Genomic DNA, 15,365 nt, shown 5'->3' with positions numbered 1-15,365 from the left:
TACACGCTTATGTTAAAAATTCTTAACAGTCCAAACCATATCTTTACAGAAAAGTGCAAAACCTGCACAGTAAGGAGATTTGGAAGGGAAATGCGCGAACATAAAAAATTAAAATTCCGTATTTTAGCCGTTTAATCAGAATTCGCCCATTGGGCATCTATGGCACAGACTCCAAAAAATATAGCCATCATCGGTTCCGGATTGGTGGGTTCCCTTTTAGCAATTTATTTACGTAGAATCGGACATACGGTTACCGTATTCGATAGAAGACCCGATATAAGGACCATCAAGTTCTCCGGACGTTCCATCAACCTTGCCATGAGCAATAGGGGGTGGCGCTCTCTGGATGAAGTGGGCATTGGGAAAAAAATCAAGGAAATAGCAATTCCACTCGATAAACGTGCGATGCATGTGAACGATAAACCTGTCTATTTTCAGAAATATGGGAAAGATGGGGAGGCCATTTGGTCTATTTCACGGGGGATTCTCAACAAACGGATGATTGATTTGGCCGAAGGTGAGGGTGCCTCGTTCCGATTTAATGAAAAAGTTTGGGATGTTGATCTGCCCGAAGCTAGAATCTATACAGGGGAAACCGAGAAAAGCGAATGGAAAGCGTATGATTTTGACCTGATTTTTGGTTGTGATGGAGCCTTTTCAAGGGTACGCCACAAAATGCAGCGCCAAAGTAGGTTCAATTATTCCCAGAACTTTATTGATGTAGGCTACAAAGAGCTTACCATACCTGCCAATGAGGATGGTACCCATAAGTTGGACAATAGCTCGTTTCATATTTGGCCAAGAGGTGAGTTTATGCTCATCGCCATGCCCAATATTGATGGCAGTTTTACCTGTACCCTGTTTTTACCTTTTGAGGGAGAAGTCTCTTTTAAAAGTATCGAGACCGAAGATCAGGCCCGTGAATTTTTCAAGAAATACTTTCCCAACGTTCGTAAAGAAATTGAGGATTTGACCAAAGACTTTTTCAATAACCCGACCAGTGCCATGGTTACCATGAAATGCTACCCTTGGACGTATTGGAACAAAGTGGCCTTGGTAGGCGATTCGGCCCATGCCATTGTGCCATTTTACGGACAGGGCATGAATGCCGGTTTTGAGGATATCTACGTGCTCAATCAATTAATGGGAAAGTATGGGGATGATTGGGAGACCATCTTTTCCGAATATGAACAAGAGCGTAAGCCCAATGCCGATGCAATTGCCGAACTGAGTTACAGAAACTTTGTGGAAATGAGCAGCAAAACAGCCGATGCAAAGTTCTTGCTACAAAAAAAGATTGAAAAACATTTTGCTGCCAAGCATCCGGAGAAGTGGGTGCCGGTATATAGCCGGGTCACTTTTTCTGATAGGCCCTATGCCGAAGCGCTCGCCATAGGCGATATGCAAGAGAAAATTATGCGGCAAGTAATGCAACTTCCCAATGTTGAAGAGAAATGGGATTCCAAGGAAGTGGAAGACAAAATCTTGGAACTCTTAACAGACAATAAAGCACCCTAATTTGTCATTTTCAGCATAGCGAAAAACCTCTCTCTCTTTAGTGGTTGTCATGTCGAGCGCAGTTGAGACATTTTTTTTAGTAGTAGTTTGACACGCCCGCCTGCCGGGGCAGGAATTGCACTAATTTTCTTTTGTCATTTCGAACGGATGTGAGAAATCTGTGGTTAGCTGAGATTTCTCCATCGATGCTTTGCATCTCACTCCCTCAACCCAGCCATAATCCCCCTGATTGCTTCTGCCATATCCTGCACCTCCCTGTGGGAGAAGGTGTCTTGTTCTAAAAAGAACAACATAAAAATCCCTGACTCTAAAATTTGGGCCAGTTTTTCAGGAGAGCCGTAATGGTCTATGATCCATTCGCTAAATAACTTGTCTTTTTCCATATCAAGAACAAGAAAAGCGTTTTGCTGCGCCTGGTACATGTCATAAATGACAAGTAGAAAAGAAAATCGAATCAGTCAAGCCTTGGAAGTCCCTTTATCACAAATTTGTGATGTGAACTAGAAACCAGAAACTTATAACTAGTCCTCCTCCTCAACCGTAAACCCGCGGATGGCTTGGTTGGGTTCCATAATGGTATATCCTTTCCAAAATTCGGGGTTGTATCGGGGCATATAAGTGGCCCGAACCGTTTTGTCTTCGGTAAAGGTTTTAAACTCGTTTTCGGAAATTTCATCTTGGTTGAACACCACCAGTTCCCATTTGTTGGTCATGTTCATACGAAAATCAATGTTCAGCTTCAGTTCGTTTTGCTTGCGGCGACCCTTTACATATTTATTTTTTTCCACCACTTTTAGGGGGCGGTCCACCCCAAAATATTTGCCATCGGACAAATCCATAAACTGAAGGTCGTACTTGCCATTGGGCAATTTGGCAAAACGCATGGTGCCTTTGTATACCGTTTCGCGGTAGGTAATGCCCAATAGTCTAAAGTTTCGCAAACGCTGAGTGTTCGCAAAATCCAGTCGCATTACGGCAAAGTCCTCTATATTTATATAAAGGCGCCCTTTAAAATCAGCACTACTTCGTTTGGGCCAAAAGTCCACTACGTAAACCCCATCGTTGCCAATATCGGCATAACCCGCTAATTTAAACTCGTATCTACGGGTTTTGTCCACGAAGTCCAGTTTGGTGTCTTCTTTATAGTACAGTTGGCTCAATAGTTCCTTGAACTGCCAACGCTGGCTGTCCACCAAGCCCGAAACGCTATCTTTTTTCACTTGTGCCTTTACCTTTTTTACTTGATCTATCCGTTCATCATCCATAGTGTCCAAAATAGAGTCTACTTGTATTTTTTCGCTAAAAATGCCGGATTTGATTTTTAGGTAGGAGCCAGGTTTTACATTCTGTTTGAAGATTTCCTCCATGTGCTCGGCCAAGTCCTCAAAAGAACCTACCTCCCTTTTGTCGTATAGGTCGGCCGCTTTAATGATGTTGATTTTGTAATCCGTGTTTGTTTTGTAGAGGTCGCCGAAACTCTCGGTATAATGGGATGCATTTTTTGGAACGGAGCTAGCAATGCTGTCCATCAATTCCTTGTTCAGTTCTTTTATAGATGATTTTTCAAAGCCAAAATCCACCTTGTGCATATTGGCCAGTTCTGATTTCCGAAGGAAAAACCGTTGTTTTATAGGGTTTTTGTTTACATTCTGGGGAATGTTTTCTATCATTTTTTCAATGATGTCGTCCACTTCCAGTTCCTTGTCAAAAACATAAACTCCGCTCAGTTCAATAGCTTTTGCATTTAAAGCCACCAAGCTGTCTTGCATTTGCCTCAGAGTGAAGCCTTTTTTCTCGTACCCCATAGAGGTTACGTAGATGGAATCGGGCAGGGTAGTGCCCTCTTTCAGCACAAAACTAAAGCGACCTTCCTCGTTAGTGATCACACCTTGGCGTTCCCCATACTGGATGGTGGCGTATGGAATCCCTTTTTGGGTCTTGGCGTCGACCAAGCGGGAACTCACGGTCTGTGCAACTAGGGGAAATCCCACCAAAACGGTGAATACGGTAAGGAGAAGAGTTTTTTTAACGGACATGGTTTTATGTATGGTTACATTAGTAAGACTCCTTTTAGGGAGGAAAGGTTGCCTGTTATTTAGACGAACGTTGGGGAAATTTGTGACAAAGTGCGAAGAAAAATGGAATCGCACACGAGGCTTAATAGTATTTTAACAGCCTTGTGGTCAGTATGATTGTCATTTCGAGCTGGTGTCCTGAGTGGAGCTGAAGGGGTAAGCGAGAAATCTTTTGTCAGGAAACGATGACCAACAAATCAAGACATCTCGACTGCGCTCGATGTGACAGGTGTCATTTGTTTAAAAATAACAGGAAACCTTAGCCTTTAGCAATATTCCGGATCATGTTCCCAAAAATAAAAAGGTGGAAGGGCAGGACGGAATACCAGTACAATCGCCCCAATAAGCCTTTAGGTCGGAAGGTTGCGGTTTGGTAAAGCACTCCGTCCTCTATCTTAAACTCCAACCAAGCTTCACCTGGGGTCCGCATTTCGGCAAAAAGAAGCAGGCGTTTGGATTTTTTGTCGGCCAACAATACCCGCCAAAAGTCCAATGCGTCGCCTGGAAAAATTTTATCGGGATGGGTACGTCCACGGCGCAGTCCTGGACCACCGACCAATTTATCCATAAACCCACGGATTTTCCATAACCAATTGCCATAGTACCAACCATTATCGCCACCAATGCGCCAAATGTTTTCCAAAACAACATCTTCATCTTTAATACGGATGGATTTTTTGTCCTGAAGCACGCCGTATTTTGGTACTTGAATGTAATTTTCAAGGTCTTCTTTTATCTGTCCGCTGGCAATACTGTCCTTCCAACTGCTTATTACGAGGTTTTGCTCAATTTTTTTGAAAGCCAAATCAATGGCCTCTTCATAAGTATGGGTTTCAATCCCCAACATTTCTTGTAGGCGATTGTCTTGGGCCACGACCTCCATTTTCATGCTGTCCACGAGGTTCATGGCCAACTTATAAGAAGTGGAAGTGACAAAATAGAGCCAATAGGAGGATAGTTTGGGTGTCATAACAGGAACGGTGAAAATCCAGTTTTTAAAACCGCGTACCTTGGCGTAGCCGTGCAACATATCCTTGTAGGTAAGAATGTCCGGTCCGCCAATATCAAAAGATTGGTCGTAAGTATCTTTGTTGCCCAAAACTTCGGTTAAGAACTGGATCACATCACGAATGGCGATGGGCTGTGTTTTGGTAAGCACCCATTTTGGCGTGATCATTACGGGCAGTTTTTCGCAGAGATCACGGATGATTTCAAAAGAGGAACTGCCAGAACCTACAATGATGCCGGCGCGCAGTACGGTAAGGTCAAAAGGGCCTTTATAGAGGATTTCTTCCACATTTTTTCGTGAACTCAGGTGCTTGGACAGTTTTTTGTCGTTGACAATACCGCTGAGGTAAATTACCTGTTTACATTGGGTGTTCTCCAAAATGGCATTGAAGTTTTTGGCTGCTTGTGCCTCCTTTTCGTCAAAATCTGTGACCGAAGAGGTCATGGAATGGATCAAGTAGTAGGCAGCATCAATATCTGCGGGTACTTTTTGTTTTTCGGGCTCGTCCAAAAAGTCAATTTCCACAATGTCGATTTTGGAACGTGTCTTGGTATCGACCGATAATCTTTTTTCATCACGAACAGCACAGACGATCTGGTGGCCCATATCCAAAAGTTTGGGTAATAAGCGCATCCCAATGTAGCCATTGGCCCCTGTCAACAATATTTTCATAAATCTTCAAGATTGGTGGGCAGATTGTCCGCTCGATGGTCCAATAATTTCTGAAAAAACCGCTGGATGGCCTTGGTATCCGAACGTACTTTAATAAAATAGTGATCCATATACATGGAGTAAATGCCAATGTCTCCTTTGTAAACATTCAATTTGTAATAGGGTATAACAAGACCATAGGTTTCCAAGCGGGAACGGAACCGAACAATGATGCCATTGGGGCGAATTTCAATATTGCAGGTATTGGTGCTGCTGTCCAAAACGAGCAGGTTATAAATGTCGATACTGGCTTCGGTAATGTGCAATTTGGGTGAACCGATGCCACCCATGGCAAAACGTTCTTTTATGGGCATGGGTTTGCCTACGGCTTCGTCAATTTTTTTGGTTATGTCTTTGTTGGAGTAGGAGACGTTCAATAGCATACTTAAAATTAATCAAATTAAAGCGGACCGTTCGGGTAAAGGTGTGGGAAAAGCCCAAAAAATACGTAGTTTTGCGCCCTGAAAAGCCTTTTAGATGAGTTTGCAGAACGATTTGACCCAAAAAGTGATCGAGGCGGTAAAACAACTGTACCAAGTTGACCTGCCCACGGTGGAATTTCAACCTACCCGAAAGGATTTTGAAGGTGACATTACCGTTGTGGTGTTTCCCATGTTGCGCTATGTGAAGGGAAATCCTGCCGCGATTGGAGGACAGATTGGGGAATATTTAGAGGAGCATGTTGATGAGGTATCCAAATGCAATGTGGTACAAGGCTTTTTGAATATTGTTATTGAGGATAGCCATTACCTCGATTTCTTCAACAGCATTAAGGATGAGACCGATTTTGGTTATGTGAAATCACGGTCCGAGGATGCGATCATGGTGGAGTATTCCTCACCCAATACCAACAAGCCTTTGCACTTGGGGCATATCCGAAACAACCTTTTGGGCTATTCCGTGGCCGAAATTTTGAAGGCTTCGGGCAAAAAAGTGTACAAAACGCAGATTATAAATGATCGAGGCATCCATATCTGCAAGAGCATGTTGGCCTGGCAGAGGTTTGGTAATGGGGAAACCCCCGGATCTTCTGGTTTGAAGGGCGACCACTTGGTAGGGAAATACTATGTCGCATTTGATAAAGCGTACAAAGAGCAGATTTCCGGGTTGATAGCGTCTGGAACTCCAAAGGATAAGGCGGAAAAAGAAGCCCCGATTTTGTTGGAGGCCCAAGAAATGCTCCGAAGGTGGGAAGCTGGTGATGAAGAAGTAGTGGCGCTATGGAAAAAGATGAACGGTTGGGTGTACGATGGTTTTGATACCACCTACAAAAATCTAGGCGTTGATTTTGATACGTTGTACTACGAGAGCGATACCTATTTGTTGGGTCGTGATGTGGTAAAAGATGGCCTGGAACGAGGCGTTTTCTTCAAAAAAGAAGATGGAAGTGTTTGGATCGACCTTACCGAGGAAGGACTGGATGAGAAAATCGTACTGCGTTCCGATGGAACCGCGGTGTATATGACGCAAGATATTGGTACGGCCATACAGCGGGTAACCGATTTTCCGGATATCAACGGAATGGTGTATACCGTAGGGAACGAGCAGGATTACCATTTTAAGGTGTTGTTTCTTATCCTGAAAAAATTAGGTTATTCTTGGGCAGGGCAATTGTACCATTTAAGCTATGGTATGGTAGACCTGCCCAGCGGAAAAATGAAGAGTAGGGAAGGTACCGTAGTGGATGCGGACGACCTGATTAAAAATATGGAAGATACCGCAGCGTCCATTTCGCAAGAATTGGGCAAATTGGACGGCTATTCCGAAAAAGAGAAAACGCAATTGTACCGAACCATAGGTTTGGGCGCTCTTAAATACTATATTTTAAAGGTAGACCCCAAGAAGCGTATCCTTTTTAATCCAGAGGAGTCGGTAGATTTTCAAGGAAACACAGGACCGTTTATCCAGTATACCTACGCAAGGATTCAATCTATTTTGCGAAAGGCGGATTCCAATGTCTCGACTACGCTCGACATGACCATGGAATTGCACGAAAAGGAGAAAGAATTGTTGAAGCAAATCCAGTTGTTTCCCGAAACGGTGCAGTTGGCGGCGGAAAACTTTAGTCCGGCCTTGATTGCCAATTATACTTATGACTTGGTTAAGGAGTTCAACTCGTTCTACCAACAGGTCTCCATTTTGGGCGAAACAGATGAGCAGAAGAGAAACTTTAGGGTGCAGTTGTCGAAAAAAGTGGGAGAGGTAATCAAATCCGCTTTCCGCTTGTTGGGTATAGATGTTCCAGAGCGGATGTAAATTAATCCCTCTGTGTCTTGACAAGTATTTTCTTCAGTTCTTTTGTTGCCAAAAAAGCATTAATTTCTTGGATTCCTGCTTGTGCAGGAATGACGGGTTTTGTCATTTCTAGTTGGTGTCCTGGGTGGAGTCGAAGGAGTAAGCGGGAAATCTTTTGTACTTTGACACGGATTACTGGAATTTTCACAAATGTTACTGCTGTGCAATTTCGGGCACAGTCGGGAAAATCTTTAAAAACTCACCCTAAAACTTACATTGGGCGTAATGCCCAACGAAACGCTTTCCACGGTCTCAATTTCATCATCCTCGTTTACGCGGTAATATTTGTTGAGCGTATTTTTTCTATTCGTAAAATTTAGGATGGAGAGTCCCGCATTGGCACGAATGCTTCTACTTAACTGAAAATTATAGATGGCCGAGGCATCCGCCCTAAAATATTCTGGCAACCGGCTATTGTTCGGGGCTTGGTAATTGATTCTGGGCGGAAAAAAACCTTGGTCCAAACCTTCTTCGCCTTCAACAGGCTCTGTAAATGGTTTTCCCGTTCTATAGTTTAGTCCAATGCTTAATTTCAAGTCTTTGTAGGTGTAGGTACTTGCAAAGGTAACCGTGTGCCTTATGTCCAAATTGTTGGGAAACGACTGTGGTACAATCGAATCAAAAGTGTAATCATTTTTATTGTAAGCATAGCTCAACCATGTACTGTAGTTATCTCCTTTTTTATTGATGAGCAGTTCAGCCCCTTTAACATCGTAGCTCCCTATTTCACCCGAGAATTGATGCGGGTTCTGGAATCCTTGTGTACTGGTGCTTATCCCGTCCACATTTTTGTAAAAGCCTTCAACCCCAATGTAAAAATTGTTTTTTTCGTAATTGATACCAACGGAACCTTGTTTGCTTTTGGTAACAGGAAGTGTGCTATCGTTGGACAGAATCCACCGTCGCTTTTCAATACCTAAAAAGTTTTGTTCCAGATCTATGATCTGGTTGGTGGTCTGGCTTTTAAACTCACCCAAAAGCTCCGCTCTTAAATAGTTGGCCAATTTAAAATTTAGGTTGATTCTTGGTTCGATCAAAAGCTTTTTGAAGGTGTCCAGGTTCTCAATAAAGTTAAAGCGGGCACCGATTTTTCCAATGAATTTGTTTTCAGGGGAATTGTAGTTGACCTGTGAGTACGGGGCATGTGTGCGAATTACCCCTTTGATCTTACTGTTGAAATCGGGCTCGTTGATAAATGTGGCATTGATGATCCCCGTTTCAATGTATTGATACCCATTGCTCCAACTGAATGCATCGTTCAAGATATAATCTGTGTCCAGTTTTATGGCATTTTCCGTCACTTGGTTGTTTTGGAACAATTGCTGTACCTCATTGGCGAAAATATTCTGTGCGTCCAGATTATATCTGGAGTAATACATGTTGAGATGGGAAGAAAAGCGGTCGGTCCAAGTACTCTGTAATTGACCGCCTACGGAAATATTATCCTGTCTTAATAAACTGCTGTTGGTCTCATCTGCGGAGACATTGGTTTCTTCATAATTTAGATTGTTTTTGATACGTATGGCACTCAGCCTGATGTTATGGTCCGGGTTGAGGTTGTACAGGATTTTTCCGGAAAAGTCGTAAAAGAAAAAGTCTTCATCCCTGATAAATTCGTCGTCTATGGTATTGTTGTTTTGAACCGTTATCTCACTATCTTGAAAGGCCCTATTGAAAAACTGTTTATAGGTGGGCGTGCTCAGGAAATCGGTTGTTGAACGCCTGGCCGAAAATTGAATGCCGAGTTTGTTGGTCACTGGAATTTCTCCATAAACGTCTCCGCTTATCAAGTTGAATCCTCCGCCTCCCTTCCACCTCTCGGAGATGGTATTCCCGGTTTCCATTTGAATGACGCTGCTTACGCCATCCCCGAAATTTGCCGGGGTTCCATTTTTGTATATGGTTACCTTATCTGTTTGGTAGGGATTAAAAGCGGATATCAAACCAAAAAAATGTCCGGATTGATACATTTTGATGCCGTTCCAAAGCACTAGGTTTTGGTCGTTGGTTCCTCCCCGTACATTAATATCCGATACCGTTTCATCAATGCTTTTAATGCCGGGAAGGGCTTGTACGGTTTGCAGGATGTCCGGTTCTATCAATCCTGGAAGGATGCCAAATTCGTCAGTTTTCAGAGTAATACTGGCATCTTTTTCCTTTATGATTCCAGAGGTAAGGTATTTGTAGACGAACACTTCATCCAATTGTTCGTAATGCTGTGCCAATAGTATTTTAGGGCATCCACCTTGCTGCAATAGGGTTTCGACCTTTACATATTTGGTAATGTAGCCCAAGTAGCGAATTTTGAGTGAGGCATCACGGGGGATGTTTTCCATGGTAAAGTAGCCATTGCTGTCGGTGATTTTGGCAATGTCGGTTCCCAATACCTCCACCGTTGCACCTACAACCGTGTTTTCTTCAAAATTATCCAGTACCACACCACAGAGGTTTACAAGGTTTTCTTTGGTAAGGGTATAGTAGCGTTCATTGAGTTTTTTCGTCTCTACACGAAACTTACCTTCAATGTATTGTAGAATTCCCTCCAATGAGTCGAGGTTTTCGGGAATAGAAATGGTGAGTCCTTCCAAATCTTCATTGAGATAGGAAAACTTGATGTTAAAACGGTTTTCCAACGTTTTTATATAGGAAATAAGGCCAATGGGGGATTGTTGCCTTTCCTGCGCATTGGCGGCGCAGAGTATGAAAAGCAATAAAACAAGGACAAGGCCTAAATGCTTATTGTTGTGTGTTCCCAGCATAAAAAAGTACGTTGTCTCCGTCTATTTTGTAACGTGTTTTGGAGGGGGTACTTATACTTTTTAACGCCATATTTAGGTCTGTGTTGTTGAAAGAACCTGTAAATAATAGATTTGTATCAATATTTTTTGAGGATACCGTTACATTGAACTGTCTTTCAAGCTCGGAAAAAACATATTTTAAGGGAATGCTCTCAAAACTACTTTCGTTGTTCATCCATGATGGGAGTGTGCCATTGGGTGTCCCAATGTTGACAATTTTGCCGTTGATCATCAAGAAAGAAGTTCCAGCGGGCAACTTGGTTTCTTTGTTGTTGTAGTTGACCCTTACCAAACCTTCGTAGCAAGTCACCTCAAAAAAACCTTTTCTATTTTCCACATTAAATTGTGTGCCCAAAACGGCAACCGTTCCGTGTTTGGTGGAAACCGTGAATTTTTTTCCTTTTGCGACCTTAAAGAAAGCCTCTCCCTTTAAATCAACATTTCTTTTGTTGTCCCAATTCTTTTTATTGAAGGACACCTGTGAATCTGCGTTCAAAAAGATTTCGGAATTATCGGGCAGCATAAGCTCGGAACGCTCAGCGTAATCCGTGGTAACTTTTTCGGTTAAGGTGTTCATATAAAAATAAGAACCGGCAAGGAGTATGGCAATAAGGGCGGCGACTCTCAGGAATTTCTTGAAAGGGTTGAGGGAAATAACCTTTGGTGCATTGTCAAGATACTCTTCTTTCAAGCGCTGTAGGGCTTTTTCCGTGTCGAAATCGGGTGCCTTTAAGTTGCTTGAAGCATCCTTGAGCTTTTGATACGAGGCAAACTCTCGGGAATTTTCGAACTCCCTAAGTTCCTCTTCCGAAAGCTCTCCACTGAGCCATTTTGCCAAATAATTTTCTTGCATGGGTTTAATGCTTTACGTTATAATAACAACTACCTTTTAAAATACCCTACTTTTCCAAATTCCAAGTTCAAGAGCATAGATGCATGGATCAAGACCAAACGGCAAAGGCTGGGGCTACTGCCAACTGCTTACCGCGAACTGACATCTGACTTCGTGCTTCCAAGATCAGGATCAATATCTCCTGTCTTCACCTATCCCCTATCTCTTTTCTACTTTAAATGCCATCAATTTGTTCCCGTAAACTCTTCAGTGCCAAATGCATCCTTTTTTCAATGGCTTTTATGCCCACACCCTCCATTTCTGCTATTTCCGCATATTTTTTTCCATCGATCCGGTTGAGCAAAAAAGTAGTTCTCTGGTTTTCGGGCAAAGCATTTAGGGCATTGTCCAATTTTTCCTTGTATTCTTTTTCCTCCATCAAAAATTCCGGGGACTCGTTTGTCCTGTCCTTGATAAGGCTATCAGCATGTTTTAATCTAATCTTTTCTGCCTTGATCACATTCAAATATAGATTATTGGCAATTGTGTAAACGTAGGATTTTGCTTTTTCCGGACTTACCTTTGCACAGTTTTGCCAAAGTTTTACAAATGCTTCCTGAACGGCGTCATGAGCCTTTTCCTCATTCCCGAATTTGTAAAAGATATAATTAAAGACCGTTTTGGAGTGGGTCTTGAAAACTTTGCTGAAAACATGGTCTTCGCATACGTTGCTCATGGATGGGGGTTTGTTTATCGGTTCAAATATATTTGAAAATTTTTAAGAAAAAGTAGGGTTTTTTTAAGAAGGGTTGTTTTAAGATTGAATTATAACCCCAAAATTCAAAAGTTATGAAAAAGTTGATTGACAACTTGTTGCGCACAGTACTGGTTGTACTTGTTTTAAGTTTGTCCTCTTGTCAGGAAGAATACCAAGAGATTGACCAAGGTGGCGAAGGACAGGCCATTGCAGCCAATTCCACAACGGCTATATTAATTAAAAATATGTCTTCGTATGATGGTTCTTTTGACAATATTGTCGATGGTGCCAGTTGTTTTGCCATCCAATTTCCATATACAGTGAATGTAAATGGGGTCGATGTGACAATCGATTCTAAAAACGACCTTGAAATTGTTGAAGAAATTTTTGATGAGTTGGATGACGACAATGACGTTTTGGACATTGCTTTCCCCATTACAGTTACCCTTTCCGATTTTACCGAGATAAGCATTAAAAACCATGGTGAGCTTGAAACAATGGCTCGTGAGTGCATTGAAGGGGGCGACGATGACGATATAGAGTGTATCGACTTTGTTTACCCAGTTACCTTGTTCACCTTTGGTGTGGATAACCAACAATCCGGTCAGGTAGAGATAAAGAGTGACCTGGGCATGAGAAGGTTTTTTGATGAACTTGATGACGACAATGAACTTATAAGCATACAGTTTCCCGTTACCCTAAAAAAACATGATGGCACCCAAATTACGGTCGGGAGCAATACGGAACTTGCCGCTGCCTTGGAAACGTCCAAAAACGAGTGTGACGAAGACGATGATGATAATTATAACGATGATGATTTCACTTTAGAGGAGCTTGATGACCTTTTGCTGGCCTGTCCTTTGGAAGTTAGACAAGTAATCCGTGATGAAGTCGATAACACAGAACAATATTTTGAACAATTGATGACCTTTTCCCAAGATGGGACAGTGGTACTTGCCAGTGCAACTACCAGTATAACTGGTACATGGACTACTGCCATGGCGGAAAATGGGGTGCTCTTGAGTGTTGATTTTCAAGCTGTTGCCGACTTTACTTTGGATTGGTATGTATATGAATTGGAGGATGGTTTTATAAAACTCCATAAGGATAATGGCAACAAAATAATACTCAAAGAACGTTGTGATGCGGAGCCGTCCGAAGTAGATAGGGAAACCTTGATTTCAATGTTGCAAGAATGTGAATGGATCGTAAAAAAGATAATAAACCAAGGGAATGAGGTCAAAAGGCTTCTTGGATATGAATTCCAGTTTAAGGCAGGAGGAACGGTTACCCTTGGCAATGGTGTAAATGTCTCGCAAGGTAGTTGGGACATCGGACTCAATAGTCAATTGGAATTATCCCTTATGATTACTATGGAAGGTGAGCCAGAGGTGAGTTATGAGTGGCCCATCAGTGAGCTTACGGATAGTCGATTTAAGTTTAATATTGATGAGTCAGACAATGAAATGGTACTTCTGCAAGTATGTGATGATAGTGCGGATGATGGCGATGTTGCCGAAATTAGGAGTATGATCATGGACGGATCTTGGAATATCGCCCTGTACCAAGAAGGAGCAGTACAACTGACAACTGCCTACACAGGAATGGAGTTTAACTTCTCGACGATGCACCAGATGGAAGTATTGATCAATGCAGACCCTGTGGCCAATGGTCTTTGGAGGGTACTGAGAGATTCGGAAGAAGGTTTGAAGCTCTATATCAATTTTGATACAGGAGATGATCTTGTAGGGTTGACCAATGATTGGAAGGTGGTTTCTATCACTTCCACACGAATTGAACTTACTGATGAAAGCGATGATGATTCCTTGGATACCTTGGTGTTCGAGAAACCATAGAATTTTTCCCCAATCTTTTTTTTCCAAAAGAAGGACGGCTCGCCCCAAAGCCGTCCTTTTTCTTTTATATTATTCTTAAATTTGTCCCTCCTTTAAAACAAAGAACACATGTTCGATAATTTAAGTGAAAAATTAGATAAGGCACTTCACGTCCTCAAAGGGCATGGACAAATTACGGAAATCAATGTAGCAGAGACCCTTAAGGAAGTTCGAAGGGCCTTGTTGGATGCCGACGTCAACTTTAAGATTGCCAAGGAATTTACCAATACGGTCAAAGAGAAGGCACTAGGCCAAAATGTACTGTCCTCCCTTCAACCTGGCCAGCTCATGGTAAAATTGGTTAAAGATGAGCTTACCGAACTTATGGGGGGCGAAGCAGAAGGAATAGATCTCTCAGGTAACCCTTCCGTAATCTTGATGTCCGGTCTGCAAGGTTCTGGTAAAACCACCTTTTCCGGTAAACTTGCCAATTTCCTCAAAAACAAAAGAACCAAAAAGCCACTTTTGGTAGCCTGCGATGTCTACCGTCCAGCAGCGATAGACCAGTTACATATAGTAGGTGACCAAATAGGGGTAGAGGTATATTCGGACCGCGGGAACAACGATCCCGTTGCCATTGCCAAGGCAGGTATTGCCCATGCCAAAAGTGTTGGGTGCAATGTAGTGATCATCGATACCGCAGGTCGTTTGGCCGTGGATGAACAGATGATGAATGAGATTTCCGACATCCATAAGGCCATAAAGCCGCAGGAAACCTTATTTGTGGTGGATTCCATGACAGGTCAGGATGCCGTTAATACCGCAAAAGCGTTTAACGATGTCTTGAACTTTGACGGGGTAATCCTGACCAAACTCGATGGTGATACCCGAGGTGGTGCCGCCATTTCCATTAAATCCGTGGTCGATAAGCCTATCAAATTCATTGGTACGGGCGAAAAAATGGAGGCCATTGATGTGTTCCACCCATCCCGAATGGCCGACCGTATCCTTGGTATGGGAGACGTGGTATCCTTGGTGGAGCGTGCCCAAGAGCAGTTTGATGAAGAGCAAGCACGTAAGATTCAGAAGAAAATTGCCAAAAATAAGTTTGGGTTTGATGATTTCTTGAGCCAAATTCAGCAAATCAAGAAAATGGGGAGTATGAAGGACCTCATGGGAATGATCCCTGGTGCGGGAAAGGCCTTGAAAGGATTGGATATTGATGATGATGCCTTTAAACACATTGAGGCCATTATCCACTCCATGACCCCCGAGGAAAGGTCTACACCTGCCAAATTGAATGCAAGCCGCAAAAAGCGCATAGCTGCCGGTAGTGGAACATCCATTCAAGAAGTAAACCAATTGCTAAAGCAGTTCAATCAAATGAGCAAGATGATGAAGATGATGCAAGGCGGCGGAGGCAAAAAGATGATGCAGATGATGCAGAATATGAAATAAATTTAGTCAGAAGTCAGAAGTCAGAAGCCAGAAGCCGGAAGCCGGAAACCCCTTGAATAATTGCCAAAACCTAAAGA

At 42.6% G+C, this 15,365-nt stretch carries 11 protein-coding genes; 4 read left to right on the top strand and 7 right to left on the bottom strand.

Annotated elements, in window-relative coordinates; translation table 11 throughout:
- Positions 1-159: 159 nt before the first annotated feature.
- The gene (locus VM932_RS07715; RefSeq protein WP_326278221.1) at positions 160-1,518 is read left to right on the top strand and encodes an FAD-dependent oxidoreductase; all 1,359 of its coding nucleotides are present in this window, start codon (positions 160-162) and stop codon (positions 1,516-1,518) included.
- A 197-nt stretch (positions 1,519-1,715) separates the two neighbouring features.
- Here VM932_RS07715 and VM932_RS07710 read toward each other — a convergent pair whose 3' ends face one another.
- The 4 genes from VM932_RS07710 to VM932_RS07695 all read right to left on the bottom strand — a co-directional run bounded on the left by VM932_RS07710 (position 1,716) and on the right by VM932_RS07695 (position 5,696).
- Positions 1,716-1,901, bottom strand: coding sequence for a hypothetical protein (locus VM932_RS07710; RefSeq protein ID WP_326278220.1), 186 nt, complete (start codon positions 1,899-1,901; stop codon positions 1,716-1,718).
- A gap of 138 nt (positions 1,902-2,039) precedes the next feature.
- Positions 2,040-3,554: a peptidase associated/transthyretin-like domain-containing protein gene (locus VM932_RS07705; protein WP_326278219.1), complete on the bottom strand. Its 1,515-nt coding sequence runs from the start codon at positions 3,552-3,554 to the stop codon at positions 2,040-2,042.
- A gap of 298 nt (positions 3,555-3,852) precedes the next feature.
- Positions 3,853-5,274 carry an SDR family oxidoreductase gene (locus VM932_RS07700; protein ID WP_326278218.1) on the bottom strand — a complete coding sequence of 474 codons (1,422 nt, stop codon included), beginning with the start codon at positions 5,272-5,274 and terminating at the stop codon, positions 3,853-3,855.
- The gene (locus VM932_RS07695; protein ID WP_326278216.1) at positions 5,271-5,696 is read right to left on the bottom strand and encodes a hypothetical protein; all 426 of its coding nucleotides are present in this window, start codon (positions 5,694-5,696) and stop codon (positions 5,271-5,273) included. Before VM932_RS07695 ends, VM932_RS07700 begins: the two co-directional genes overlap by 4 nt.
- 94 nt (positions 5,697-5,790) lie before the next feature.
- On the opposite strand from VM932_RS07695, the gene argS reads away from it, so the two are divergent.
- Positions 5,791-7,569: an arginine--tRNA ligase gene (gene argS / locus VM932_RS07690; protein WP_326278215.1), complete on the top strand. Its 1,779-nt coding sequence runs from the start codon at positions 5,791-5,793 to the stop codon at positions 7,567-7,569.
- A gap of 230 nt (positions 7,570-7,799) precedes the next feature.
- Here the strand turns inward: argS and VM932_RS07685 are convergent, their stop codons facing one another.
- The 3 genes from VM932_RS07685 to VM932_RS07675 form a co-directional block, all read right to left on the bottom strand.
- Entirely contained in the window at positions 7,800-10,367 is a 2,568-nt protein-coding gene (locus tag VM932_RS07685; protein WP_326278213.1) for a TonB-dependent receptor, read from the bottom strand.
- Positions 10,345-11,259 (bottom strand): FecR family protein, encoded by a 915-nt coding sequence (locus VM932_RS07680; RefSeq protein ID WP_326278212.1) that lies wholly within the window; start codon positions 11,257-11,259, stop codon positions 10,345-10,347. Before VM932_RS07680 ends, VM932_RS07685 begins: the two co-directional genes overlap by 23 nt.
- A gap of 214 nt (positions 11,260-11,473) precedes the next feature.
- Positions 11,474-11,974 carry an RNA polymerase sigma factor gene (locus VM932_RS07675; protein WP_326278210.1) on the bottom strand — a complete coding sequence of 167 codons (501 nt, stop codon included), beginning with the start codon at positions 11,972-11,974 and terminating at the stop codon, positions 11,474-11,476.
- A 113-nt stretch (positions 11,975-12,087) separates the two neighbouring features.
- On the opposite strand from VM932_RS07675, the gene VM932_RS07670 reads away from it, so the two are divergent.
- Both VM932_RS07670 and ffh read left to right on the top strand, forming a co-directional pair.
- Positions 12,088-13,851, top strand: coding sequence for a hypothetical protein (locus VM932_RS07670; protein WP_326278209.1), 1,764 nt, complete (start codon positions 12,088-12,090; stop codon positions 13,849-13,851).
- Between the two features lie 108 nt (positions 13,852-13,959).
- Positions 13,960-15,288, top strand: a complete 1,329-nt coding sequence (gene ffh / locus VM932_RS07665) for a signal recognition particle protein (RefSeq protein ID WP_326278207.1) — start codon at positions 13,960-13,962, stop codon at positions 15,286-15,288.
- The last annotated feature ends 77 nt before the right edge of the window (positions 15,289-15,365 follow it).

The organism is Flagellimonas halotolerans (genome assembly GCF_035818535.1).
Taxonomy (GTDB): domain Bacteria; phylum Bacteroidota; class Bacteroidia; order Flavobacteriales; family Flavobacteriaceae; genus Flagellimonas; species Flagellimonas halotolerans.
This window is presented reverse-complemented; position numbering and strand designations above follow the sequence as displayed.

Coding starts and splice junctions, on each gene's coding strand:
- VM932_RS07715 (WP_326278221.1), top strand. CDS start 160: ATGGCACAGACTCCAAAAAATATAGCCATCATCGGTTCCGGATTGGTG.
- VM932_RS07710 (WP_326278220.1), bottom strand. CDS start 1,901: ATGGAAAAAGACAAGTTATTTAGCGAATGGATCATAGACCATTACGGC.
- VM932_RS07705 (WP_326278219.1), bottom strand. CDS start 3,554: ATGTCCGTTAAAAAAACTCTTCTCCTTACCGTATTCACCGTTTTGGTG.
- VM932_RS07700 (WP_326278218.1), bottom strand. CDS start 5,274: ATGAAAATATTGTTGACAGGGGCCAATGGCTACATTGGGATGCGCTTA.
- VM932_RS07695 (WP_326278216.1), bottom strand. CDS start 5,696: ATGCTATTGAACGTCTCCTACTCCAACAAAGACATAACCAAAAAAATT.
- argS (WP_326278215.1), top strand. CDS start 5,791: ATGAGTTTGCAGAACGATTTGACCCAAAAAGTGATCGAGGCGGTAAAA.
- VM932_RS07685 (WP_326278213.1), bottom strand. CDS start 10,367: ATGCTGGGAACACACAACAATAAGCATTTAGGCCTTGTCCTTGTTTTA.
- VM932_RS07680 (WP_326278212.1), bottom strand. CDS start 11,259: ATGCAAGAAAATTATTTGGCAAAATGGCTCAGTGGAGAGCTTTCGGAA.
- VM932_RS07675 (WP_326278210.1), bottom strand. CDS start 11,974: ATGAGCAACGTATGCGAAGACCATGTTTTCAGCAAAGTTTTCAAGACC.
- VM932_RS07670 (WP_326278209.1), top strand. CDS start 12,088: ATGAAAAAGTTGATTGACAACTTGTTGCGCACAGTACTGGTTGTACTT.
- ffh (WP_326278207.1), top strand. CDS start 13,960: ATGTTCGATAATTTAAGTGAAAAATTAGATAAGGCACTTCACGTCCTC.